Below are 22,842 nucleotides of genomic sequence, written 5' to 3' on the forward strand. Positions count from 1 at the left end.
CGGGTCGCGCCCTTTGACCTTCAGGTTGGTCGAAGCGCCACCATCGCGTACATGGACGAGACCGAAGAGCTGTTGACCATCGGCACGTTTGCGCGCCGGGTGGGGCTCGCGCCGAGTGCCCTGCGGTTCTACGACGACTGCGGGGTGCTGCGGCCGGCGCGGGTGGATGCCGTGACGGGGTACCGCCGCTACGGAGGACCGCGTACGGCTGCGGACCGCGCTGCACATGCTGCATGCGGCGCGCCGGCTGCCGGCGGACGAGCAGAGCGAACTGGGCGCGTTGACCGGGGCGGAAGCGCTGCGGCGATGCGGCGAGGATGGGGCCCGGCCGAACCGGATCCGCTGTTGAGGAGCGCCATGACCATCGGACAGTCCACGGAGTCCCACGAGCCCGGGCCGGCCGGCCACGGGCCGGGAGTGGTGGCTACGCCTGAAGAGCCCACGGAGCTGTTGCCGCAGACGCGGCGGGCGTTGCTGCGCCGGCTGGCGGTCGGGCAGGCCGAGGGGCGGGCGCCCTCCATGACGGGCGCGGTGGTCCGCGGGGGACAGACGGTGTGGACGGCGGCCCGGGGCTCGGTGGAGGGGGAGGTGCCGCACCGCGATGTGCAGTACCGGATCGGCTCGCTGACCAAGACCTTTGTCGCCGTGCTGGTGCTGAGGCTGCGGGACGAGGGGCTGCTGCGGCTGGAGGACCCGGTCGGCAGGCATCTGGACGGGACTCCGGTGCCGGACGCGACGATCGCTCAACTGCTGGCGCACAGCTCGGGGCTGGCGGCCGAGCCGCAAGGGCCGTGGTGGGAGCGGACCGCCGGCACACTACGCCCCCGGCCGGCCGACCTCTTCGGTGAGCGGCCGCAGCGGCTCCCCGCCGGACGGCGGCACCATTACTCCAACCTTGGCTACGCGCTGCTCGGCGCGCTGGTCGAACGGCTGCGAGGCGGTAGCCCGTGGGGTGAGGTGCTGCGGAGCGAGGTGCTGGAACCGCTGGGCATGGGGCGTACGACGCTGCGGCCGGCGAGGCCCCACGCGAGTGGCTGGGCGGTCCACCCGTGGGCCGACGCCCTGCTGCCGGAGCCGGCCGAGGACACCGGTCTGATGGGCCCGGCGGGGCAGTTGTGGTCGACGCCCGCGGACCTGTGCCGGTGGGCGGGGTTTCTGCTGCGGGGCGACGAGCGGGTGCTCGGTGCGGCGAGCCTGGCCGAGATGCGGACACCGGCCGTACCGCCGGAGGGGAATGCGTGGGATGCGGGGTACGGACTGGGCGTTCAGCTCGTACGGCGCGAAGGGAGGCTGCTGGCCGGGCACGTCGGTTCGATGCCCGGGTTTCTGGCGGCACTGTGGACCGATCCCGAGGAGGACGTGGCCGGGGTCGTGCTCGCCAACTGCACCTCGGGCCCGGCGGTCGCGGCCCTCGCCGCCGATCTCACCGGGATCGTGAGCGAGCATGAGCCCCGGATCCCCGAGCCCTGGCGTCCGCTGTCCGGGCCGCTGGACCCGGAACTGCTGGCGCTGACCGGGCCCTGGTACTGGGGCGCGAACCCGCACGCACTGCGGCTGCGGGGCGAGCGCAGGCTGGAGCTCACACCGCTGTCCGGGTCCGGGCGGGCCTCGCGGTTCCGGGCCGAGAAGGACGGCACATGGACGGGGCTGGACGGCTATTACGCGGGCGAGACGCTGCGAGTGGTGCGCGAGCCGGGCGGTTCGGTCAGCCATCTGGATCTCGGCACCTTCGTGTTCACCCGCGGGCCGTACGAGCCGTCGGAACCGGTGCCCGGTGGGGTGGATCCGGAGGGCTGGAGGGCGTGAGGCCCGTACGGACGGGGGCCCGCGGAGCGGACGTACAGTCGAACCAGATGTCAGGAGCCGCGCCGAGTCGGCTCGCTACCGCTGGAAGGCCCTGTGACTGCCGTGTCTGACCCGACCGCGAACGCCGCCGCCCCGGACCTGCTCGACCTGCCGCCGCTTACCGCGGCCCACTTCGCGCGGATCGAGGACAAGGTCGCCGCCCTGATGCACACCCGCTGCGATGTGGTGGCGATGCAGGGCGAGGCGCTGCTGCCCCTGGAGGCCTGTATTCGCTCGGCCGTGGGGCCCGGCAGCACCGCGCTCAACATCATCACCGGGCCGTACGGCGAGACGTTCGGCGGCTGGCTGCGTTCCTGCGGCGCCGAGGTGGTCACCATCACGGCACCATTCACGGGTGCGGTCGACCCGCGGCAGGTGGCCGATGCGCTGCAGGAGCACCCCGAGATCGACTTTGTGAGCCTGGTGCACGCGGAGGCGGCCACCGGCAACACCAACCCCGTCGCCGAGATCGGCGCGGTGGTGCGGGAGCACGGCGCGCTGCTGATGCTGGACGCGGTCGCATCGGTGGGCGCCGAGCCGCTGCTCACCGACGAGTGGGGCGTGGACCTGTGTGTGATCGGCGGACAGAAGGCAATGGCGGGACCTGCCGGGGTGTCGGCGGTGTCGGTCAGTGCCCGTGCGTGGGAGCGGATCGCCGCCAACGAGCAGGCGCCGCGGCGCTCGTACCTCTCGCTACTGGACTGGAAGGAGCGCTGGATCGACGGCGGACGCACGGCGCTGCCGCACGCACCGGCGCAACTGGAGATGCTCGCGCTGGAGCAGGCCGCGGACCGTATCGACGCCGAGGGCCTGGATGGCGTCATCACCCGGCACCGGGCGGCGGCCGCGGCCACCAGGGCCGGTGTGCGGGCGCTGGGCGGGCTTGTTCCGTACGTCGTGCGCGACGAGGACGCGGCACCGGCCGCCACGACGCTCCGTGCGCCTGAGGGAGTGGACGCCCGGGAGATCGTGACCGCGGCGCTCGCGGTGGACGCAGCGGTGCCGGTGCAGGCCGCGGCGGGCGCGCTGGCCAAGGAGATGATCCGGGTGAATCACTATGGCCGCGCCGCCGACCGGACGGTGGTCACGGCCTCGCTGGCGGCACTGGCGGGCGGACTGCGTGCGCTGGGTGTGTCCGTGGACGCCGAGGCTGCGGATCTGGCGGCGGGCGCCGCGTGGGATGCGGTGGTTGCACGCTGAGGCGATCCGGCGCCCGGCTGTAGGGCGAGTCGTAGCGGTGGGGTCGTGTTTCACGTGAAACGCGACCCCACACGTGCGTCGGGCCGCGGCGTCGTTTCACGTGAAACGCCCATGCCCGCGGATGTGCCCCCGATGGCTCGGTGTTCTCCAATTTCCTTTACCTGTAGCGGAGTTGGACGCTGCTGGCGGAGGGTGAACGCGGTTCCGTGCATCGAGGGAGACGGCGTCGGCGACGGTGCGACCGGCGGTGATCTCGTCTGTCGCCTGTCAGGAGCAGTCCGGTGGCGTGCCCGGGACTCCGGAGGCAGGCTGGACGCGGAAGACGCCATAGGCGCCGTCGCTCGCGGGCCTCAGCGCAGCGGGGTCGATCACCTCGACTGCCCGTATGTCTGCACCGAGGTCGGCTGCCGACCGGTTTCCCCGGTAGACGCGTCGCTGAGGCGTTGAACGATCATGCTGGAACCCTCCCATAGAATCGGAACGAGCGACCCGTTTGAAAAGACGGAACGCGCCCACCGGGTGACGACGTTTCTCAGGAGGTCCGGCGGTGATCGAGGGCGGTGTCACGCGCTCCCGTGCGGATGCGCGGCGCAACAGGGCGCTGGTGCTCCAGGCGGCTCGATTCGCCTTCGAGGAGCGGGGGTTGGGGGTTCCGCTCGGAGAGATCGCGCGCCGTGCGGGCGTCGGTGCGGGAACGGTCTACCGCCATTTTCCGTCCAAGGAAGCCCTGTTCAGGGCGACGATCGTGGAGCGGATCGAGCTTTTCACCGACACCGCCAAGGACTTGGCCGAGGCACCGGACCCCGGCCCGGTGTTCTTTCGCTTCCTCGCCTCAGTGGTGCGGCTCGCGTCACGGAACAAGGCGTTGTGTGACGCGCTGGAAGCGGCCGGCGCGGGCCGTTTCCAGCCGTCGCCGGGGGTCGGGCAGGACTTCGACGATGCGCTGGAGGTCCTGCTCGGGAGGGCCCAAGAGGCAGGCGCCGTACGGCAGGACGTCGGGATAACGGACCTCAGGGCCCTGCTGGTGGGCTGCCTTTCGATGGAGCGGGCCACGGCGGGAACCGGTGCGGCGGCCGAGGGGTCGGGCCGGATGACGGCGCTGATGTGCGATGCGCTGCGGCCGCCGCGCGCCGTGACGAAACTCCCGGTGGAGTCGGAGAAACGTCACGCAACGCGGTGTGAGGCATGTGGCGCGGCCCTCGCGACGGCGCGCACGGGCCGGCCCGCACGCTACTGCGGTGGTGCCTGCCGGCAGAGGGCGCACCGGACGCGGGGACGTACGCGGCAGACGTGATCGGGTGAGGCCGTGCGCCGGCCGCCGCGTCTCTCAGAGCTGGAGCTTGAAGCCCAGGTGGGAGGCCTCGAACCCGAGGCGCTCGTAGAAGCGGTGCGCGTCGATGCGGGTCGCGTCCGAGGTGAGCTGCACCATCTGGCAGCCGAGTGTGCGCGATTCCGCGATCGCCCACTCGATGAGCTGGGTGCCGAGGCCGCTGCCGCGCTCGTCGCGGTGGACCCGGACCGCCTCGACGATCGCGCGGGTGGCACCCCGCCGGGACAGGCCGGGGATGACCGTGAGCTGAAGCGTGCCGACCGTCCGCCCCTCGCGGACCGCCACGATCTGGTGCTGATGCGGGTCGGCGGCCAGTGCCTCGAACGCGGCACGGTACGGAGCCAGATCGTCCGGTGATTCGCGGGCGGCGCCCAACGCGTCGTCGGCGAGCATCGCGATGATGGCGGGCAGGTCGGCCTCGGTCGCGCGGCGTATCTCGATATCGCTCATGGGCGCGACCTTATGCCGTGCGACCGCAGAGGCGGCAGGCAGGCGGCCGTGCCGCGTGCCGCCCGTTCAGCAGTTGGCATGAGCTCGCGCCGCCGGCGTCACTCCGGCGGCGCGAGCGTCTCGACGGCGGTGACCAGCGGCGCCAGCTCGGGGCGCTGTGCGGCGTCCTGGAGGGCTTCGCGCAGCGCCCCGTCGTGGGTGGGCCGGGCCTCCACCAGGAGCGCGAGGCCGTCGGGCGTCACGTTGGTGTAGATGCCGCGCCGGTCGTCGGGGCACAGATAGCGCGAGAGCAGTCCCCGCTCCTCGAGCCGCGTGACCAGGCGGGTCGTGGCGCTCTGGCTGAGGACGACGGAGTCCGCGACCTGGTGCATCCGCAGATGGCCGCCGGGACCGTCGTGCTGCTCGCTGAGCACATTGAGGACCGAGAACTCGCGGACGCTGAGCTCGTGCCCGGTCTGCAGGGCGCGTTCGATGTGGGACTCGATGCGGCTGTGCAGCGCGGAGAGCGCGCACCAGCCCTGCGCGAGTCCTGGGGCGGGTGCCGGCGGGCAGCCGGGAGCGGCCGGTGCTGACGGCTGCGGTGCCTCCACCGTCTCCTGCGTCTCCTGCTTCTCCCGCGTCTGCTGCGTCATCGACGACCTCCTCAAGGGCGCACCTCATGGGCGCACCACCCAGGATAGGACACCCGCGAAATATACAGCGCTTGCAATTAACCGCGTCTGCAATTATTGTCAACGCTCGTAAGGGACGGACGCAATCATTTGAAGGGATCCGTCATGCCTCTCGCACTCCTGGCCCTCGCCATCGGTGCCTTTGGGATCGGAACGACCGAGTTCGCGGTCATGGGCCTGCTGCCCGACATGGCGGCAGGCTTCGGTGTCTCCATCCCGCTCGCCGGATACGCGACCACCGTCTACGCCCTCGGCGTGGTCATCGGGGCGCCACTGATGACCGCCGTCGGCACGCGCTTCACCCGCAAGCAGATGCTGATGCTGCTGATGGGCCTGTTCATCGTGGGCAATCTGCTCACGGCCATTGCACCCAACTTCGGGATCATGCTCGCCGGGCGGATCGTGGCCGCGTTCACGCACGGCGCGTTCTTCGGCATCGGCGCGCTCGTCGCCGCCGACCTCGTCGCGCCGGAGAAGCGCGCCACCGCCATCTCGCTGATGTTCAGCGGCCTGACCATCGCCAATGTCGTGGGCGTACCGGCCGGCACCATGCTCAGCCAGCAGTTCGACTGGCGCACCACCTTCTACGCCATCACCGCGCTCGGTGTGATCGGCCTGCTGGGCATCGTCAAGCTGGTCCCGGCGCAGCGGGCGAAGGCGGCCTCTCCCCTGGGCAGCGAACTCGCGGTGTTCCGCAACCCGCAGGTCGGTCTCGCGATGCTGATGACGATCCTGGGCTTCGGCGGTGTCTTCGCGGCCGTCACCTACCTCGCCTCGATGATGACCGAGGTCACCGGCTTCGCGCCGTCCTCCGTGATCTGGCTGACGGCCATCTTCGGCCTCGGCATGGTCGGCGGAAACCTGATCTCCGGTCGCTTCACCGACCGCGCCATGATGCCGATGCTGTTCGTGTCGATGACCGGTCTGGCGCTGTCGCTGGCCGCGTTCAACTTCACCGCGCACAACAAGACCGCCGCCATCGTCACCGTCGCGCTGATCGGCATCTTCGGCTTCGCCACCGTTCCGCCGCTGCAGAAGCGGGTGATGGACCAGGCGGCCTCGGCGCCCACCCTCGCCTCGGCCGGCAATATCGCGGCCTTCAACTTCGGCAATGCGCTGGCCGCTTGGCTCGGCGGGATCGTCATCTCGGCCGGCCTCGGCTACGCCGCGCCCAACTGGGTCGGTGCGCTGATGACCGTCGCGGCGCTCGGGGTGGCGATATTCGCCTCCGCTCTGGAGCGGCGTCAGACGAGCCGAGGCCGCGTGGTGGCCGCCGGCGGAGCCACCGCGGCTGCCGACGAGCCCGTAGCGGCGGCGCACGGCTGAGGTATCCGGCCGTACCGCGCCCCCCGGGCCATCTGCGTTACGAGCATCACCGGCCACCGAGAACCAACCAGCGCAAGACGCACCACCAGCACCACTTCACCCCAAGGAAGACTCCTCATGAGCACCACCACGCCTGACACGCCCACCCCCACCGTCCGTCCCCTCACCACACGCGACGCCGAGGGCCTCATCGACGCCGCCGTCCGTGCCGCCGAGGGCCTCGGGGTCCGGGGCAGCGTGAGCGTTCTGGATGCGGGCGGGCATCTGCTCGGCTTCCGGCGGGACGACGCGGCCGTGCTGATCTCGGGGGAGACCAGCACCCGCAAGGCGTACACGGCACTGCAGTTGGACGCCCCGACCGCTGACCTGGTCGAGCTCGTACGGCCCGACGGGCTGTTCCACACCCTGCCCACGGCGTTGGACCGGCCGCTGCTGTTCCTCGCGGGCGGTGTGCCGCTCCATCGGGACGGCCGGCTGATCGGTGCGCTCGGCTTCGGCGGCGGTGCCCCCGAACAGGACCACCGGATCGTCACCGGGGCGACAGCGGAGGCCGGTCTCGCCTGACGGCGCCCGGCCCTGGGGCGTGTCCGCAAAGTCCCGCCCGGCCCGCGGGCGAAGGACGGGACCTTGCGGACACGCCCTAGCGGACGCCCGCGCCCTTGATGCCGCTCCTTCGTGACCGGCCGGCGCGGGCCTCGGCCGACTGCGCCTCGCGCAGTCGGCTGCCGCGTTGGGTGAGTCCCCAGGGCTTGAGGACGGAGATCGCGGTGATGAAGAGGTAGGTGGCCGTGGCGACCGCGGGCGCGACGACGAGGTTGATGTCCGGGGTCGGAGTGCCCGCGGCGGCCTCGGCGGCGAGCTGGTTGATGCCGGGCCGGAGTGAGAAGACCGACAGCAGCACGGTGATGAGCGTCAGCCAGAACTTGACGTAGACCCAGCGGTGCCTGGCCAGCCCCCAGGCGGTGCGCAGCGACAGCACCAGTCCGCTGACCAGCGAGACCAGGGCGACGGGGAGGACCAGCCAGTCACCGAAGATCTTCATGGCCCGGTAGGCGACGCCGGCCATGTCGGGGGAGCCGGTCGTGTAGCCGGTGATGCTGAGCGTGAGCAGCCCGACGGTGAGACCGAGCCAGCTGACGGAGACGGCGACGTGCAGGACGAGGAGGGCCCGGCGGGCGGGTCGGCTGAGCTGCTGCATGGTTTCCACGGTGGCGCCCCGTGCCCCGAGGTACATCTGCCGGCGGGAGTATCCGCGCGTACGCGGGCTTGAGTACGTCCCGAAGTGCGGTGCCCGCCCCCCCGGTCCCCGGGCGACCGATCGTACGGGCCGGCCGCCCGCCCTCCCGGTAACGGGAACCGTGCCGACCCGCTCGCACCCTCGTACGGTCCCGCTCTCGCCTGCCGGCACCGGGCCTCCTAGGCTCCGGGGCATGGGCAAGCTGCATCTGTTCGACATGGACGGGACTCTGCTCCATGGTTCCGCGGCCGCCATGGAGATCTCCCGGCAGCTCGGGCTGGACCGGGAGATCGCCGAGCTGGAACGCGGATTTGCCGCGGGTGAACTGACTCCACCGCAGTTCGCGCAGCGGGCATGCGATCTATGGGCCGCCGAGTTGACCGAACTCACGGTGGCCGCGGCTTTTGACGGCGCGCCCTGGCTGACCGGTATCCGGGAAGTCTGGGCGGATATCCGGGCGCGCGGCGAACGGTGCGCGGTGATTTCTCTCTCGCCGGGCTTCTTCGTCGAACGGCTGCTGGCCTGGGGCGCCGACGCGGCGCACGGTTCCCGTTGGCCCGTGTTGCCGATCCGGGAGGCGGTGGATCCGGCCGGCATCCTCTCGTCGGCGGCGAAGGTACGGATCGCGGATGAACTCTGTGTGCAGTACGGGCTGACCCGAGCCGACTGTGTGGCATACGGCGACTCCATGTCGGACACCGAACTGTTCGCGGCAGTTCCGCAGTCGGTGGCCGTGAATGCGGATCACCATGTCAGTGGGCTGGCCTCATATGCGTACGCGGGCGGTGATCTGCGTGAGGCATACGCACTGGTGCGTACTGGCCAGTAATTCCGAAGTTTCTCCGGCGGATTCGTCCGCTGTGTGCGCTGAAAATGCAGTCTGTGGGGAGGATCACTGTTATTGGCAGGGCTGCGCGGAGTGTTCCAAGATCAGGGCTTGTGGTTTCAACTGCTGCCGGTATGGTCGAGTCCGGCTTGGCGGAGGTAGGGGTTCCGCGGGTGCGCGAAGGACGAGCTCAAAGCTCGTCAGCCTAGCGGCGAAGCGGCCCTCGGCACCCGGACTTCCGACTATTTGTCCGATGTGATGAGCAGGAGCGACATGCTGCTGACGCGGCATCTGATCCGCATTGTCGCAAGGGAGTGAGATTTGTCCGCTTTGGAGGGTGTTGCCGGAATCGCTTGAGTCGATGAAGAATTCCGGGGCAGGGCGGGGGAATTCCGGGCAGTTCCGATCCACGGAAGTGCGAAGACAACCGAAAGACGTTCGAGGCGAGGCAGACCATGGACGCTCCGACCACCACGTCGGCCGATAGCGGTTCTTCCGGCGGGAGCAGTGGCGATTGGGGTTGGTTCACTCCGCCGGCGAAGAAGTCCTCCGGAGAACAGCAGGAGCGGCAAAACAGCCAGGACCGGCAGCAGAACCAGGACGTTCCGGCGGAACCGGACGACCGGAGTGAACACCGCGACCGCGGCGACCGCAGAGACCACCATGAGTGGAACGAGAGAGATGAACGGAACGACCGGGAAGAGATACCCAGTCGGCCGGTCAATCCGATCCGGCCGGTAGGCACCGCCGCCGCACGTGAACGCGAGACGGAGCCGTCGCAGGTTCCTCCGTCGCGGCACGAAGCGGGCCGGCCGTCCGCGGCAGCCGGCTATCCCGAGCAGCCCGCCGCGGCTGCTTACTCCGGGCAGCCCGCCGCAGCCCCCGGGTACGCCGCCCCGGCCTCCGCACCGCCGCGCCGCGAGGCCGAGCCCGCCTGGGGTGGTGAGCCGCCCGCGGAACGCCCGTCGGACCGGGAGCGCGAATCCGTCCGGGGCCGGGAGCCCGAGCCCGTACACGAATCGGCGCGCGCCACGCGAGCGCCCGCGGGAAGTGCTCCCACCGGCGCCGCTCCTGCCACGGATCCGGCCGCCCAGAATCAGGCTCCCGCCCCAGCGCCCTCCGCCTTCACCCCCAAGGCGCGTCCCACCGCCCCCGCCCCGGAGCCCTCTCTCGACGCTCTGCAAGCCTCGGCCTCTTCCGCAACACCTGCCTCCCCCGACGCGATCCTCATCCGTCGCACCATGGCGGAAATCGAGCCCGTGGCCGACAAGGTCACCTCGTACTTCTACGCGCTGCTCTTCGTCCAGTACCCCGATCTGCGGGCGCTGTTCCCGGCCTCGATGGACACCCAGCGCGACCGGCTGTTCAAGGCGCTGCTCACCGCCGCCCAGCACGTCGACGACGCCGATGTGCTCACCGCCTACCTCGCGAACCTCGGCCGTGGGCACCGCAAATACGGCACCCAGCCCGACCACTACCCGGCGGTCGGCGAATGCCTGCTCAACGCGCTCGCGCGCTATGCGACGTCCAGTTGGGGACCGGAGGCCCAGGCCGCATGGGTGCGGGCCTACACCGCGATCTCGCAGATCATGATCGATGCAGCTGCCGAGGACGAGGCCGTCGCGCCCGCCTGGTGGCAGGCCGAGGTCGTCTCACACGAGCTGCGTACGCCCGACATCGCGGTGGTGCTGGTCCGCCCGGACCAGCCCTACCCGTTCCTCGCGGGGCAGTACGCCAGCGTGGAAACCCCCTGGTGGCCACGGGTCTGGCGGCACTACTCCTTCGCCTCCGCACCGCGCTCCGACGGCCTGCTGTCCTTCCACGTCAAGGCGGTCCCGGCCGGCTGGGTATCCAACGCGATGGTCCACCGCGCCCGCCCCGGCGATGTCATCCGGCTCGGTGCCCCCGGCGGCTCGATGACGGTCGACCACAGCACGCGCAGCGGTCTGCTGTGCGTCGGCGGCGGCACCGGCATCGCCCCCATCAAGGCGCTGGTGGAGGACGTCGCGGAACACGGGGTCCGGCGCCCCGTCGAGGTGTTCTACGGCGCCCGCAGCGACCACGACCTCTACGACCTCGACACCATGCTGCGCCTGGAACAGACCCACCCCTGGCTCTCCGTCCGTCCCGTCGTCGCCAACGGACCCGCGGCCCGCGGCGGAACGAGCAGCGAAACCGGTCAACTCCCGGACGCAGTGCGGCAATACGGGCCGTTCCGGGAATACGACGCGTATCTTTCCGGGCCGCCGGGGTTGATCCGCAGCGGTGTGGACGCTTTGGTGGGGGTCGGCATCCCGTCCGAGCGCATCCGGCACGACTCCGTGGCAGAGCTGGTCTCGGCAGGAGATTGAGGTCTTGGCAGCACAGGTCGAATTCGGTCCGACAGGGGAGGGGTGGGGCATGCCACGGCAAGAGCGCCCCGGGAGCGACGGCGAGCACTTGGTGCAGCAGAGGCTCGGTACGACCGAGCGCGCCGATCGTTTCTACGGGGACCAGGTCCTGGACCATCTGAACGTCCGTATGCAGGAGTTCGCGGCCCGGCAGGAGATGTTCTTCCTGGCCACGGCCGACCGGCACGGCGAATGCGATGCGACGTTCCGGGCCGGGCCGCCGGGGTTCGTCCAGGTGCTCGACGCCCGGACGCTGGCGTACCCGGAATACCGTGGCAACGGTGTCATGGCGTCCATCGGCAATATTTCGGAGAACCCGCGCCTGGGCATCCTGATGGTCGACTTCACCCGCGACCGCATCGGGCTGCATATCAACGGCCGGGCGCGGGTCGTCATGGACGAGGAAATGCGGGCGCACCACTCCGGTCTGCCGGTCGACCCGGTCCCCGGCCGGCGGGCCCAACTGTGGGTCACCGTCGAGGTCGAAGAGGCGTACATCCACTGCGCCAAGCACATTCCACATCTCCAGAAGATCCCGGCGCAGCAGCGCGGCGCGCGGGCCTGGGGTACCGACGACGTCAAGCGCAAGGGCGGCGATTTCTTCGGCTCGGCGGCGGAGGCGGGTCAGCGGCCGCCCTTCCGGCGCGCGGAGCGCAAGAACGAGCACCTTCGGGGCGGACTGCACGAGGACACGGACGACGCGGTGTATGAGGACACGGACGACGCGGTGTATCAGGGTGCGGCTCCGGCGTACGGCAGCGATCCGGCCTACGGAAACGATCCGGCGTACGGGGGCGGCACAGCCCCTGCCCCACGGGTCGGTGCCGCGTACCCCGGCGCGCCCCCTGTCCCGGGCCGGGACGACTTCGTGGAGGAGCTGAACGCGGAGTTCCTCGACCGGGTCGAGCGGGTGCTCGCCCGTGCCCGGCCCCGTCGGTCCGCGGAGGACGGTCCCGCATTCCGCGGATGGTTCGACCGGCGCGACGGCTGACCCAGCGCCCGCCTCCGGGGCGGGCGCTGCGGGCTCAGCTCAGCCCAGATCGGGGGCGTGCATGGCCCACACGCCCTCGATGTTGCCGTCGAGGTAGTGCCGCAGCGACAGCGGTACGACCTCGACGGAGGCGATGCCGACACGGGTGAAGGGGACCCGCACGATCTCGTACTCCCCGCAGGGTTCCTCCACCTCGGGGCCGTGCCGGCGTGAGAGGTCCATCGAGTCGAGCCGGCAGACGAAGAAGTGCTGGACCTTCACGCCGTCCACCCCGCCATCGCTGAAGTGCTCGACGGTGTCGACGAAGACCGGCACCACGTCCTTGATCTTCGCGCCCAGCTCTTCGTCCAGTTCACGGTGGAGAGCGTCGATGACGGTGGCGTCCTCGGGCTCCACGCCGCCGCCCGGAGTGATCCAGTACGGGGCCCGGCCCGGCTTGGTGCGCTTGATCAGAACGAGGTCCGCGCCATCGAGCAGAATCGCGCGGGCGGTGCGTTTGACGACTGGCCGTACGTTCATAGGGGACAGATGCCGCAGTCACGGCCCGGTGAAACCCACGCCCCTCGGTCACCAGTCGACAGCGGTTCGCAGCAGCCACTCATGCGCCCGGGCAATATGCGGCAGGCCGAGCGTCCCGGTCCGTACGGCCAGGAAGTATGTACGCAGCGGGGGCACCGGCGGGTCGAGCAGGGCCACGACGGCGCCGCTTTCCAGTGCTCCGGCGCACAGATAGCGGGGCAGCACGGCCAGCCCCGCGCCGGCCGTCACGCAGGACAGCACCGCTCTGAGGTCCGCAGCGATCACGGCGGCTGACGCGGCGGGCTTGGCGTCGAAGACCGCGGACCAGTAGCGGGCGATCAGCGGCAGGCTTTCGTGGACCTCGACGAGCGGCACGGGGTCCAGCACGCGGACTCCCCCGGCCTGCAGCACCGTGCTGCCGCCCAGCTCGGCGGCCCAGTGCGGCGCGGCGATCAGTACATGCTCCTCGTCGCAGAGCGGGGTGGCGGTCAGCAGCCCGCCGCGCGGCCGGGTGGTGGTGACGGCCAGATCGTGGTGGCCGGCGGCCAGGCCGGTCAGCAGCTCCTCCGCGGGGCCGAAGGCGGTGCGTATGGACAGTCCCTGGGCGATCAGCGGGGTCAGCGCCGGGAGCGCGCGCTCGGCGAGGAACTCCGGGGGTCCGGCGAGATGGAGAGTGCGGGTGACGGAGTCCCGGTCCAGGCCGGCCTGTGTGATCTCGGTGAGCGCGTCCAGGTGCGGTGCGACTTTGTGGGCGAGTTCATCGCCGATGGTGGTGGGGGTGACGCCACGGGCGTAGCGGAGGAAGAGGGGGCGGCCCAACTGGCGTTCCAGCGCCCGGATCTGGCTGGTCACCGCGGGCTGGGAGAGGCCGAGCAGCGCCGCGGCGCGGGTGAAGGAGCCGGCTCGGTGCACTGTGACGAAGGTGCGCAGCAGAGCCAGATCCATCGCGTACCTCCTGCGCCTCTCGGAAGCCTGGTCGCGGGCCAACTATAAATTTGTCGATAGGGCTGTGTCGCTAGCGTGATTGGACAATGACGCTCAGTCAACTAGCCTTGTTCGAGCGGTTCGTTTCACGTGGAACATCTGGTTTCACGTGAAACGCGTGGACTCGGGGCCATGTGGAAACCGCAGGCCGGCAGGGTGACGAGGGGGGATACCCTGCCGGCCGACCTCATGCCGCTTCCCGTGCACGGGTGTGGGGACGCTCCGCTTGTTCGACACGTTCCCTGCTTCGCTTCATCCCGGACATCCGCTCAGTTCTGTGCGGCCGCGCCCAGTGCCCGGATGACATCCGCGACCAGATCCTCCGGCTCCTCGACGCCGACCGAGAAGCGGATGAAGCCCTCCGGAACGGCGTCACCGCCCCAGCGGGCGCGTCGCTCGGCGCTGGACCGAACACCCCCGAAACTCGTGGCATCGTCCACCAAGGTCAGCGCGTCCATGAAGCGCTCCGCGTAGGCCTTGTCGGGCAGCACAAAGGACACCACGGAGCCGAAACGGCCCGGGCGCATCTGCCGGGCGGCGAGCTCGTGGGACGGGTCGGACGGGAGGCCCGGGTGACGCAGGCCGGTGACCTCGGGACGGTCGGCCAGCGCCGTGGCCAGAGCCAGCGCACCCTCCGACTGCTGGCGGACGCGCAGCGCGAGGGTGGCCAGCGAACGATGCGCGAGCCAGCTCTCCATCGGGCCGGGGATCGCGCCCACCGTCTTGCGCCACAGCCGTACGGAATCGGCCAGCGCGGCATCGCGGGTGCTGGCATACCCCAGCAGGACATCGCCGTGGCCGGTCAGCGCCTTGGTGCCGCTGGCGACCGAGAAGTCCGCCCCGAGGTCGAGCGGCCGCTGGCCGAGCGGGGTGGCGAGGGTGTTGTCGACGGCCACCAGCGCGCCGCGGCGGTGTGCTTCGTCGGCCAGCCGCCGGATGTCGCAGACATCGAGGCCGGGGTTGGAGGGTGTTTCGATCCACAGCAGCCGGGCGCCGTCCAGCGCATCGAGCTGTGCGTCGTGTGCGGTCGGAGCCGTACGGACCTCGATGCCATAGCTCTCCAGGCGGGTGCGGACGGCCGGCAGCAGCTGGTATCCGTCGCTGGGGAGCACCACGGCGTCGCCGGTGCGCAGCTGGGAGAAGAGGACGGCGGTGATCGCTGCCATTCCGGAGGCGAAGGCGACGGTATGGGCGCTTTCATCCGGCGATTCGAACTCGCCGATGGCCTGTTCCAGACGGGTCCAGGTCGGGTTGGCCTCGCGGCCGTAGGTGTACGGGCCGACGGCATCGCCGGGGAGGTGGTAGTGCGCCGCGAACACCGGACCAGGGAGGGCCGGCTCATAGGCCTCGGGCTCCGGAAGCCCGGCGCGTACGGCGCGGGTGCCGTCGCCGGTCATGCGCTCTCCTTTTCCTGGTGCGGGTCCTGCGCTCGGTGCCGGCCGGTGTCATGCCCGGGTGCGGGGGCGGTGGCCACGCTGCGGGCCGTGATCGCGGCCCGGACCGCCGCCAGCAGGCCGTCGCTCGCCGCCTCGATCATCTCCAGGCACTCCTCGAAGCCGGCGAAATCGCCGTAGTACGGATCGGGAACGTCGAGGTCGCGGATGAGGTCGGGGCCGGACGCACGGCCGGGCACCGGCCCCGGGCCTGCTTCTGCCGCAGCGCCCGTCCCGTACGAGCGCAGCAGGCGGATCTTGGCGGCGTCCCGCACGGTCGGGGCCAGGTCGCGCAGCTCGCGCAGATGGCCGGAGTCGAGCCCAATGACCAGGTCGAGGTGGTCGAACCAGGAGGCGTGGAACTGCCGGGCGGTGTGAGCGTTTTCATAGCCGCCCGCGCACAGCACGGCGACCGTGCGCGGGTCGGCTCCATCGCCCTCGTGCCAGCCTCCGGTCCCCGCGCTGTCGACCTCGACCAGGCCGTCGAGCCCGTCCTCCGCGAGGCGGGCGCGGAAGACGGACTCCGCCATCGGCGACCGGCAGATGTTGCCGGTGCAGACGAAGCAGATACGGAAGGGAACGGGCAAGGGTCAGTCCTCGTCGGGAAGGATCACGTGCGTCGCCCACGCGACGATGGAGATGATCACGCCGCCGAGCAGTGCCGTCCAGAAGCCGTCCACATGGAAGGCGAGATCGGCCTTGCCGGCGAGCCAGGAGGTCAGCAGCAGCATCAGCGCGTTCACGACCAGCGTGATCAGGCCGAGTGTGAGGATGAACAGGGGGAAGGACAGCAGCTTCACCACGGGCTTGACCAGGAAATTGACCAGCCCGAAGATCAGCGCGACGAGGACCAGGGTGAGTATTTTGCGGCCGGTGTTCTCACCGGTGAGCGTGATGTCCTTGAGCAGCCAGATAGCCACGGCAAGCGCCGCGGCGTTGGCGATCGTCTTGACGAGAAAATGCTTCATGGTGAGATCGTCGCAGACGAGTCTGAATCATCAGAGGGGTGCGATCGGCATGAAGGCTTTCAGACTGGATGAGCTGGAAGCGGAACGGGCCGCGAACGACGGTGCGTATCTGCAGTTCCTCCGGGAACGCAACATGTCGGTCGGGCTGTATGCGCTGGACGCCGGCAGCACCGACCCGCAGCAGCCGCACGCCCAGGACGAGGTGTATCTCGTGGTCAGCGGCCGGGCGGCGATCACCGTCGGCACGGAGACCCAGTCCGTGGCCCGGGGCAGTGTGGTCTATGTGCCGGCCAGGGTGCCCCACAAGTTCCATCACATCAGCGAGGACCTCCGGGTGATGGTGGTCTTCTCTCCTCCTGAGAGGTAAGGGTCTGTCCCCGGGACCCGTAGGGGAAGGGTCAGGGGAGGGCCGGGGCTGCGAAGCCCCCACGGCCGCGGTCCGCGTCCTAGCATCGTTGGTGCAGGGGGAACCGGAGGTGTGAGGCGACAGACACGCCGCACGCGGACGGCGACACCACCGCGACAACAGCGCAGCAGACGGATGGCGCGGTACGGACAACGACAGCGCGACAGACAGAAAGCAGGGCAGAGCAGTGGCTGGTAAGGGGATATTGGCAGGACTTCCGTGGTGGGTCACCTGGGTCGTGGTGCCCGTCGTCCTGATCGTGGTCTTCGGCGGACTGATCACCACGGCGCTCGGCTTCCTGATCAGCGTGCTGTTCAAGGTCCTCATAGCGGCAGCCCTGATCGCCGGAGTCATCTATCTCGTCCGCAGGACCAGTGGCTCGTCCTCGTCCTCATCGAAGGGCGACTGGTAGGCCGCAGGCCTCCCACCGACCGCCCCCCCGTGCCCGCTGCGAGCGGACCCGGGGGGTCGGTGTTGGCAATCGTGAACGGCAAATGATCCTCCCACTCCCGTCGGCGTCCGGCCCGGCGTCGGGTGCCGACGACGGGCCCGGATCCCGACGTGCCGGCCGTGACGGGTCGGAGTAGGCACCGCCGTCTACTTCGCCGTCTACCGAGAGGGTGATATTGAGACGGTGGCGGTCGCCGACAGCCCGGAGTAGCCATCGGCGGAGGAAAGGGCCGGCTTCCGTGCCGCCGCACCGCCCACGTGATCGGGCAATGTCTGCTCGCGCAGTTTGACGAGGCATCGAACAAAGAGCGTCTCGCCCGCCGCACCGTCCAGTCGATATCGCCCTTTTCCGTGTGATCTGAGGGCGAATTGCCGCACCGTTTGGATACGGTGCGTGGCAGCCTCCGGGCTTTCGGGTGTCAGAAATATGCCCAGGGCACGGCGTTCCCGGCTATCCCGGTCCCGGTCGAGGCGGTCGCCGCGGTGTCGGTGGTTTCTCTGTCCATGGACGAACTGCATCGATTGCGGTCCGTTACAGACCGACTACGAAGAATGGCGGAGGCGTCACTAACGACACTCGCCTTCTCTGTCAGTATCTGGAAACTCACTCCTTGTGATCTGCTTGCGCCTGGCAGACGATGGCGCCAATAGGGCTACGGGCGATGCTTCCCGGCCATCTCCGATCAAGTGCGGGGCAGTGGTTGATGACCGACACAGTTCAGGCAGAAGTGATCATGAGCTTCGTCGTCTCGGAAGAGCTCGCGTTCCGGATTCCGGTGGAGCTGGACTTCGCCAGCGCCGATCCGTACGCCGTCCGCCTCACCTTCGATCTGCCCGGCGATGCGCCCGTGACGTGGGCGTTCGGTCGAGAGCTGCTGCTGGACGGACTGAGTCGGCCGTCCGGTGAGGGGGATGTGCGTATCGAGCCGGCCTCCCCCACGCACCTCAGCGATGTCTTCATCAGCCTTCAAGTCGGCGCCGAGCGTGCGCTGTTCCGGGTGAGCGCGGCGCCGCTGGTCGCCTTCCTGGACCGTACGGACCGGCTCGTACCGCTGGGCAAGGAAGAGGTCTGCGACACCCTGGAGGCCGTACTCGACCGGATCCTTACGGAGGCACCGGCCGGCTGACCCCGACCCCGGACGGGCCGTTCACGCCGGTGTCGTACCGGGTACGCCGGTCATCCCGCGTACCCGTGTGCTCCGCCCCGCCCGTACCGTCTGCCCTTCATCGCACGTGTCCCCGTGCCCCCGCTCCGCTTACGGTCGGCGTTGCCTGCCGGACCGGCCCCGTGTTCCGTCACCGCTTACGGCGCCTGCCGCGTCCCCCGCGCCGGCCCGGCCGGGACTCCGTGGCGCCCATCGGCACATCGGCGCCAACCCCGACTCCGGAACCCGCCCCGAAGCGCTGTCCGGCTCCTGCCCCGCCGTCGCTCCCCACCACGCCCTGCCCCTTCCGGTCCGCCGAGACGACCAGGGCCGCCAGCAACGTCGTCAGCGGCACTGCGGCGACCAGTCCGATGCTGCCCACGAGCGTGCGGATGATCTCTTCCGCGACCACCTCGCTCGTGGCGACCGTGCCGACGCTGCTCTGTGCGATCGAGAACAGCAAAAGCAGCGGCAGCGCGGCGCCCGCGTAAGCCAGTACAAGGGTGTTGACGACGGACGCGATGTGATCCCGGCCGATCCGCATCGCGGCCCCGTACAGCTTGCGCCAGCCGGCGGCCGGGTCCGCCTCCTTGAGCTCCCAGACGGCGGCGGTCTGGGTCACCGTCACATCGTCGAGCACACCCAGTGACCCGATGATGATCCCCGCGAGCAGCAGGCCGCGGATCTCGATGTCGGGATACAGGCCGTGCACCAGCCCGGTCGTTTCGTCCGTATTGCCGGTCAGCAGAGCCCAGTTGATGAACACCGAGCCGAGCAGCCCGATCAGCAGCAGTGAGGCGAGGGTGCCGAGCACGGCCACCGACGTACGGGCCGTCAGCCCATGACACAGATACAGCGCGATCAGCATGATCGCGCTTCCCCCGACCACCGCCACCACCAGCGGATTCGAACCCTGCAGGATCGCCGGGAGGATGAACAGCGTCAGGACCGCAAAGCTGGCCGCCAGTGCCACCAGCGCCAGGACGCCACGCAGTCGGCCGACGATCACCACCGCGAATGCGAAGATCGCAGCCAGCACCCACATCGGGAGCGTCCGGTCGACATCGCTGACCGAATACTGCAGATCCTTCGGCGCCTTGGGGGAGTACGCCACCACCACGTCCTGGCCGGTGGTGTAGTGGCGCAGGGCGTCCGGCGTCACCACCGTCTGGAAGGTGCGCCCGGCGTTCTCACCCGTGGTGACTTTGATCGTCGTCTGCTGACAGGGCTTGCCCTTGGCCGCTCCCCCGGCCGGTGGCTGCCCTGTCGGAGACGGTTGTTGGGGCTGCTGCTCGGCATGGACATCCGCACAGTTCACCTCCGCCACCTTGATGACTCGGGCCTGCTCCGTGGGCTGGTCGAAGCCGACGCCGGACGGCTTGTGGGGTGGCGCGCCGCCCGGCCAGAGCACGACGAGACCGACCGCCACCGCGGCCGCGAAGGGGATCAGCACTGCCGCGATGACCTTGCGCAGATGCCGGGAGACGGGCGTGGCAGGGCCATGGCTGTGCGCATGTGAGTGCACGGCGGAATGGTGGTGGGACTCGTCAGGGCTCACCGCTCGATCATCGCAAGAACTCCTGGGGCCCCCTGTTCACTCCGCCACATCGGCCGCTACCGTGGTGCCACCTTTGCAATCGCGGGAGCTCGGAGCACCGGGCTGAGAGGGCGCTGACCTTCGTCCCAGCGGCGTTTCACGTGAAACGCCCATGGACGGAAGCCGCTGCGTCGACCGCCGAACCTGTTACCGGGTAATGCCGGCGTAGGGAGTTGGGTCTTATGACTCTGCAGGATGCACGCACGCCCGAAAACGGAAACGGTGCCAGCGGCAGCAATGAGCCGCAGATCGGCTGGCACAAGGGCTATGTCTCCGGATCGCGCCCGGACCTTCGCGTCCCCGTCCGGCGGGTGCACCTCACCAACGGCAAGGACGTGACGCTCTACGACACGTCAGGGCCGTACACCGACCCTCAAATCGATACCGACGTCCGCCGTGGTCTGGCGCCGCTGCGGGAGAACTGGATCATCGCCCGCGGCGACACCGAGGAGTACGCGGGCCGTCCCATGCGGCCGGAGGACGACGGCCTCAAGCACACCTCGCCGCGCGGCGGTCTCAAGAACCTCGATGCGGTCTTCCCGGGCCGCCCCCGCCAGCCGCGCCGTGGCCGTGACGGCGCCGCGGTCACCCAGCTCGCCTACGCCCGGCGCGGCGAGATCACCGCGGAGATGGAGTACGTCGCCCTCCGCGAGAACGTCACGCCCGAGTTCGTCCGCGATGAGATCGCGGCCGGCCGGGCGGTGCTGCCGTCCAACATCAACCACCCGGAGATCGAGCCGATGATCATCGGCAAGAACTTCCTGGTGAAGGTGAACGCCAACATCGGCAATTCGGCGGTCACTTCCTCCATCGAGGAGGAGGTGGAGAAGATGACCTGGGCGACCCGCTGGGGCGCCGACACGGTGATGGACCTCTCCACCGGCCGCAACATCCACACCACCCGGGAATGGGTGCTGCGCAACTCCCCCGTCCCCATCGGCACGGTCCCCCTCTACCAGGCGCTGGAGAAGGTCGACGGCAAGGCCGAGGACCTGACCTGGGAGGTCTACAAGGACACCGTCATCGAGCAGGCCGAACAGGGCGTCGACTACATGACGGTGCACGCCGGTGTGCTGCTCCGCTATGTCCCTCTGACGGCCCGCCGCAAGACCGGCATCGTCTCCCGCGGGGGCTCGATCATGGCCGCCTGGTGCCTGGCGCACCACAAGGAGTCGTTCCTCTACACGCACTTCGAGGAGCTCTGCGAGATCCTCGCCTCGTACGACGTCACCTACTCGCTGGGTGACGGCCTGCGCCCCGGATCCATCGCGGACGCCAACGACGAGGCGCAGTTCGCGGAGCTGCGGACGCTCGGCGAGCTGAACACCATCGCCAAGCGGCACGGCGTACAGACGATGATCGAGGGCCCGGGACATGTCCCGATGCACAAGATCAAGGAGAACATCGACCTCCAGCAGGAGATCTGCGAGGAGGCCCCGTTCTATACGCTCGGCCCGCTGACCACCGACATCGCGCCCGCCTACGACCACATCACCTCCGGTATCGGAGCGGCGATGATCGCCTGGTGGGGCACCGCGATGCTCTGCTACGTCACGCCCAAGGAACATCTGGGCCTGCCGGACCGCGACGACGTCAAGACCGGCGTCATCACGTACAAGATCGCGGCCCATGCGGCCGACCTGGCCAAGGGGCACCCGGGCGCCCAGGAATGGGACGACGCGCTCTCCGACGCCCGCTTCGAGTTCCGCTGGGAGGACCAGTTCAACCTGGCCCTCGACCCGGACACGGCCCGCGCCTTCCACGACGAGACGCTGCCCGCCGAGCCGGCGAAGACGGCCCACTTCTGCTCGATGTGCGGCCCGAAGTTCTGCTCGATGAAGATCAGCCAGGACATCCGCCGCGAGCACGGGGGTGACCTGTCGATCGACCCCGAGGCCGGGATGGCCGAGAAGTCGAAGGAGTTCGCGGCGGCGGGTAACCGCGTGTATCTGCCGATCGCGGACTAACCGTCGTTCGGACGCCTCCGTGTGAAGGCCCCTGCCGAAAAGGCGGGGGCCTTCCGCCTGCCCGCCCCGGGGCCGGCGGGCGCCCCGTGACGTGCAGGGCGCCGGACAGGCCCTAATCCGGCTGGTGGTCCGGTCCCCCGTGATCCGGGCTGGTGAAGTCCGGGCTGGAGTAGCGCGGGCGGGACCCCGAGGAGCCGTTGTCGGGGCTGGTGAACTCGGGGCGGGTGTAGCCGAGGGTGGGGATGCGGCTCTCGGACGGCGGGGTGCGACGGGGGACATAGCGGGCCGGGTCGTCGTCCGGAGTGGCCGTGGGGTCGGCAAGGGCCTCCCGGAGAAAGGGCAGCACGCCGCGCTCCAGGAGGGCGCGGCGCCACACCTCACGCGCATGGTCCAGAGCCTTGCCCAGTTCGCCGGCTCTGGCGGCCTGGTCGGACGAGCCGTTGCGCACGGCCGTGATGACCAGGCCGGCCATCGCGACAAGAGTGCCTGCGGCGGTCAGTGCCGCGAATATCCAGCCGACACTGATCAGCGGCTGCGCCAGCGACTTGTCGGGGCTGATGGCGCGCAGCACATAGCCGATGAGGAGGAAGAGGACCGCGGCGATGCCGGCGAGGACGGGCGCGAGGACGGCGACCATGGCGGTGAGTCCGGCGCCCGTGGTTTCGGCCTCGCCCAAGGCCGTGGCACTGGCCGGTCCTGAGCTCCCGTCATCCCCCGCGCTCTGCTCCGCGCCGTCCGCTTCGGCGCGGGACGGTGCGGGCGTCGGTGCGCGCAACTCGGCGCGGAGCTCTACATAGCGTTGGTATTCGGCCGTGGCGCACGCGGCGATGGCGGTGGTCGCGCTGAGCGCCATCGTCCGCAACTGCTCGGTATTGAGATGGTTTCCCGCGACGGCGGTGAAGTCGTCCGGGCGGTATTCGGCGGTGCGCAGCGCCTCATCAAGGATCCGCGCAAATTCCGCGCGGTCCTCGTTCAGCAGGTGCGGAGCGCTGTTCATGTGGATCCCCCGATGCTCCGTAGGGCCGTACGGCCGGCGTTGGCCGGGCAGTGGGCGGAAACGGAGGAGAGCCTGCTACGGATAGTCCGATGGTAGAGCGACTCCGGCGC

22 protein-coding genes and 1 pseudogene are annotated in these 22,842 nt (G+C 69.9%); 13 read left to right on the plus strand and 10 right to left on the minus strand.

Annotated elements, in window-relative coordinates; genetic code table 11:
• Nucleotides 1-51 precede the first annotated feature (51 nt).
• From ACWGI6_RS00750 to ACWGI6_RS00765, 4 genes and pseudogenes are all read left to right on the plus strand, one after another.
• Nucleotides 52-141 (plus strand): annotated as a pseudogene (locus tag ACWGI6_RS00750) (hypothetical protein); the annotation flags it as partial.
• Between the two features lie 216 nt (nt 142-357).
• Nucleotides 358-1,806 (plus strand): serine hydrolase domain-containing protein, encoded by a 1,449-nt coding sequence (locus tag ACWGI6_RS00755; RefSeq protein ID WP_453265730.1) that lies wholly within the window; start codon nt 358-360, stop codon nt 1,804-1,806.
• Between the two features lie 102 nt (nt 1,807-1,908).
• On the plus strand, nt 1,909-3,045 hold the full coding sequence (locus ACWGI6_RS00760) for a pyridoxal-phosphate-dependent aminotransferase family protein (protein ID WP_453265492.1): 1,137 nt from the start codon (nt 1,909-1,911) through the stop codon (nt 3,043-3,045).
• Nucleotides 3,046-3,592: 547 nt separating this feature from the next.
• The gene (locus ACWGI6_RS00765; RefSeq protein WP_453265493.1) at nt 3,593-4,339 is read left to right on the plus strand and encodes a TetR/AcrR family transcriptional regulator; all 747 of its coding nucleotides are present in this window, start codon (nt 3,593-3,595) and stop codon (nt 4,337-4,339) included.
• A 33-nt stretch (nt 4,340-4,372) separates the two neighbouring features.
• On the opposite strand, the gene ACWGI6_RS00770 is transcribed toward ACWGI6_RS00765, so the two are convergent.
• Nucleotides 4,373-4,825, minus strand: a complete 453-nt coding sequence (locus tag ACWGI6_RS00770; protein ID WP_453265494.1) for an N-acetyltransferase family protein — start codon at nt 4,823-4,825, stop codon at nt 4,373-4,375.
• Nucleotides 4,826-4,923: 98 nt separating this feature from the next.
• The gene (locus ACWGI6_RS00775; protein ID WP_453265495.1) at nt 4,924-5,457 is read right to left on the minus strand and encodes a MarR family winged helix-turn-helix transcriptional regulator; all 534 of its coding nucleotides are present in this window, start codon (nt 5,455-5,457) and stop codon (nt 4,924-4,926) included.
• Nucleotides 5,458-5,601: 144 nt separating this feature from the next.
• Between ACWGI6_RS00775 and ACWGI6_RS00780 the strand changes: the two genes are divergently transcribed.
• Both ACWGI6_RS00780 and ACWGI6_RS00785 read left to right on the plus strand, forming a co-directional pair.
• Nucleotides 5,602-6,822: an MFS transporter gene (locus ACWGI6_RS00780; RefSeq protein ID WP_453265496.1), complete on the plus strand. Its 1,221-nt coding sequence runs from the start codon at nt 5,602-5,604 to the stop codon at nt 6,820-6,822.
• A gap of 117 nt (nt 6,823-6,939) precedes the next feature.
• Nucleotides 6,940-7,386, plus strand: coding sequence for a GlcG/HbpS family heme-binding protein (locus ACWGI6_RS00785; RefSeq protein WP_453265497.1), 447 nt, complete (start codon nt 6,940-6,942; stop codon nt 7,384-7,386).
• A 76-nt stretch (nt 7,387-7,462) separates the two neighbouring features.
• Here ACWGI6_RS00785 and ACWGI6_RS00790 read toward each other — a convergent pair whose 3' ends face one another.
• Nucleotides 7,463-8,020, minus strand: a complete 558-nt coding sequence (locus ACWGI6_RS00790; RefSeq protein WP_453265498.1) for a DUF2269 domain-containing protein — start codon at nt 8,018-8,020, stop codon at nt 7,463-7,465.
• A gap of 232 nt (nt 8,021-8,252) precedes the next feature.
• Here ACWGI6_RS00790 and ACWGI6_RS00795 point away from each other — a divergent pair, with 232 nt between their 5' ends.
• The 3 genes from ACWGI6_RS00795 (at nt 8,253) to ACWGI6_RS00805 (ending at nt 12,266) form a co-directional block, all read left to right on the plus strand.
• Nucleotides 8,253-8,888, plus strand: coding sequence for an HAD family hydrolase (locus tag ACWGI6_RS00795; protein ID WP_453265499.1), 636 nt, complete (start codon nt 8,253-8,255; stop codon nt 8,886-8,888).
• Nucleotides 8,889-9,340: 452 nt separating this feature from the next.
• Nucleotides 9,341-11,236, plus strand: coding sequence for a globin domain-containing protein (locus ACWGI6_RS00800; RefSeq protein ID WP_453265500.1), 1,896 nt, complete (start codon nt 9,341-9,343; stop codon nt 11,234-11,236).
• A gap of 49 nt (nt 11,237-11,285) precedes the next feature.
• Complete coding sequence (locus ACWGI6_RS00805; protein ID WP_453265501.1) at nt 11,286-12,266, plus strand: pyridoxamine 5'-phosphate oxidase family protein; 981 nt, start codon at nt 11,286-11,288, stop codon at nt 12,264-12,266.
• A 39-nt stretch (nt 12,267-12,305) separates the two neighbouring features.
• Here ACWGI6_RS00805 and ACWGI6_RS00810 read toward each other — a convergent pair whose 3' ends face one another.
• The 5 genes from ACWGI6_RS00810 to ACWGI6_RS00830 all read right to left on the minus strand — a co-directional run bounded on the left by ACWGI6_RS00810 (nt 12,306) and on the right by ACWGI6_RS00830 (nt 16,170).
• Nucleotides 12,306-12,785, minus strand: coding sequence for an NUDIX domain-containing protein (locus tag ACWGI6_RS00810; protein WP_393904262.1), 480 nt, complete (start codon nt 12,783-12,785; stop codon nt 12,306-12,308).
• A 48-nt stretch (nt 12,786-12,833) separates the two neighbouring features.
• Nucleotides 12,834-13,730: a LysR family transcriptional regulator gene (locus ACWGI6_RS00815; RefSeq protein ID WP_453265502.1), complete on the minus strand. Its 897-nt coding sequence runs from the start codon at nt 13,728-13,730 to the stop codon at nt 12,834-12,836.
• Between the two features lie 308 nt (nt 13,731-14,038).
• On the minus strand, nt 14,039-15,166 hold the full coding sequence (locus ACWGI6_RS00820; protein WP_453265503.1) for a cystathionine gamma-lyase: 1,128 nt from the start codon (nt 15,164-15,166) through the stop codon (nt 14,039-14,041).
• The gene (locus ACWGI6_RS00825; RefSeq protein ID WP_453265504.1) at nt 15,163-15,789 is read right to left on the minus strand and encodes a low molecular weight protein-tyrosine-phosphatase; all 627 of its coding nucleotides are present in this window, start codon (nt 15,787-15,789) and stop codon (nt 15,163-15,165) included. The genes ACWGI6_RS00820 and ACWGI6_RS00825 overlap by 4 nt, the downstream gene beginning before the upstream one ends.
• A 3-nt stretch (nt 15,790-15,792) precedes the next feature.
• Nucleotides 15,793-16,170 carry a phage holin family protein gene (locus ACWGI6_RS00830; protein ID WP_393904258.1) on the minus strand — a complete coding sequence of 126 codons (378 nt, stop codon included), beginning with the start codon at nt 16,168-16,170 and terminating at the stop codon, nt 15,793-15,795.
• A gap of 49 nt (nt 16,171-16,219) precedes the next feature.
• Between ACWGI6_RS00830 and ACWGI6_RS00835 the strand changes: the two genes are divergently transcribed.
• From ACWGI6_RS00835 to ACWGI6_RS00845, 3 genes are all read left to right on the plus strand, one after another.
• Nucleotides 16,220-16,537 carry a cupin domain-containing protein gene (locus ACWGI6_RS00835; RefSeq protein WP_393904257.1) on the plus strand — a complete coding sequence of 106 codons (318 nt, stop codon included), beginning with the start codon at nt 16,220-16,222 and terminating at the stop codon, nt 16,535-16,537.
• 226 nt (nt 16,538-16,763) lie between these two features.
• On the plus strand, nt 16,764-16,988 hold the full coding sequence (locus ACWGI6_RS00840) for a DUF5326 family protein (protein WP_453265505.1): 225 nt from the start codon (nt 16,764-16,766) through the stop codon (nt 16,986-16,988).
• Between the two features lie 742 nt (nt 16,989-17,730).
• Nucleotides 17,731-18,153: an SsgA family sporulation/cell division regulator gene (locus ACWGI6_RS00845; RefSeq protein WP_453265506.1), complete on the plus strand. Its 423-nt coding sequence runs from the start codon at nt 17,731-17,733 to the stop codon at nt 18,151-18,153.
• A 169-nt stretch (nt 18,154-18,322) separates the two neighbouring features.
• Here the strand turns inward: ACWGI6_RS00845 and ACWGI6_RS00850 are convergent, their stop codons facing one another.
• Nucleotides 18,323-19,729, minus strand: coding sequence for a YibE/F family protein (locus ACWGI6_RS00850; protein WP_453265507.1), 1,407 nt, complete (start codon nt 19,727-19,729; stop codon nt 18,323-18,325).
• A 221-nt stretch (nt 19,730-19,950) separates the two neighbouring features.
• Here ACWGI6_RS00850 and thiC point away from each other — a divergent pair, with 221 nt between their 5' ends.
• Nucleotides 19,951-21,735 carry a phosphomethylpyrimidine synthase ThiC gene (gene thiC, locus ACWGI6_RS00855; RefSeq protein ID WP_453265508.1) on the plus strand — a complete coding sequence of 595 codons (1,785 nt, stop codon included), beginning with the start codon at nt 19,951-19,953 and terminating at the stop codon, nt 21,733-21,735.
• Nucleotides 21,736-21,847: 112 nt separating this feature from the next.
• Here thiC and ACWGI6_RS00860 read toward each other — a convergent pair whose 3' ends face one another.
• Nucleotides 21,848-22,732 carry a hypothetical protein gene (locus ACWGI6_RS00860; RefSeq protein WP_453265509.1) on the minus strand — a complete coding sequence of 295 codons (885 nt, stop codon included), beginning with the start codon at nt 22,730-22,732 and terminating at the stop codon, nt 21,848-21,850.
• Between the last annotated feature and the right edge of the window lie 110 nt (nt 22,733-22,842).

The organism is Streptomyces sp. NPDC054786 (genome assembly GCF_053611685.1).

Coding starts and splice junctions, on each gene's coding strand:
- ACWGI6_RS00860 (WP_453265509.1), bottom strand. CDS start 22,732: ATGAACAGCGCTCCGCACCTGCTGAACGAGGACCGCGCGGAATTTGCG.
- ACWGI6_RS00790 (WP_453265498.1), bottom strand. CDS start 8,020: ATGCAGCAGCTCAGCCGACCCGCCCGCCGGGCCCTCCTCGTCCTGCAC.
- ACWGI6_RS00795 (WP_453265499.1), top strand. CDS start 8,253: ATGGGCAAGCTGCATCTGTTCGACATGGACGGGACTCTGCTCCATGGT.
- ACWGI6_RS00845 (WP_453265506.1), top strand. CDS start 17,731: ATGACCGACACAGTTCAGGCAGAAGTGATCATGAGCTTCGTCGTCTCG.
- ACWGI6_RS00830 (WP_393904258.1), bottom strand. CDS start 16,170: ATGAAGCATTTTCTCGTCAAGACGATCGCCAACGCCGCGGCGCTTGCC.
- ACWGI6_RS00805 (WP_453265501.1), top strand. CDS start 11,286: ATGCCACGGCAAGAGCGCCCCGGGAGCGACGGCGAGCACTTGGTGCAG.
- ACWGI6_RS00755 (WP_453265730.1), top strand. CDS start 358: ATGACCATCGGACAGTCCACGGAGTCCCACGAGCCCGGGCCGGCCGGC.
- ACWGI6_RS00815 (WP_453265502.1), bottom strand. CDS start 13,730: ATGGATCTGGCTCTGCTGCGCACCTTCGTCACAGTGCACCGAGCCGGC.
- ACWGI6_RS00835 (WP_393904257.1), top strand. CDS start 16,220: ATGAAGGCTTTCAGACTGGATGAGCTGGAAGCGGAACGGGCCGCGAAC.
- ACWGI6_RS00820 (WP_453265503.1), bottom strand. CDS start 15,166: ATGACCGGCGACGGCACCCGCGCCGTACGCGCCGGGCTTCCGGAGCCC.
- ACWGI6_RS00780 (WP_453265496.1), top strand. CDS start 5,602: ATGCCTCTCGCACTCCTGGCCCTCGCCATCGGTGCCTTTGGGATCGGA.
- ACWGI6_RS00785 (WP_453265497.1), top strand. CDS start 6,940: ATGAGCACCACCACGCCTGACACGCCCACCCCCACCGTCCGTCCCCTC.
- ACWGI6_RS00800 (WP_453265500.1), top strand. CDS start 9,341: ATGGACGCTCCGACCACCACGTCGGCCGATAGCGGTTCTTCCGGCGGG.
- ACWGI6_RS00775 (WP_453265495.1), bottom strand. CDS start 5,457: ATGACGCAGCAGACGCGGGAGAAGCAGGAGACGCAGGAGACGGTGGAG.
- ACWGI6_RS00810 (WP_393904262.1), bottom strand. CDS start 12,785: ATGAACGTACGGCCAGTCGTCAAACGCACCGCCCGCGCGATTCTGCTC.
- thiC (WP_453265508.1), top strand. CDS start 19,951: ATGACTCTGCAGGATGCACGCACGCCCGAAAACGGAAACGGTGCCAGC.
- ACWGI6_RS00770 (WP_453265494.1), bottom strand. CDS start 4,825: ATGAGCGATATCGAGATACGCCGCGCGACCGAGGCCGACCTGCCCGCC.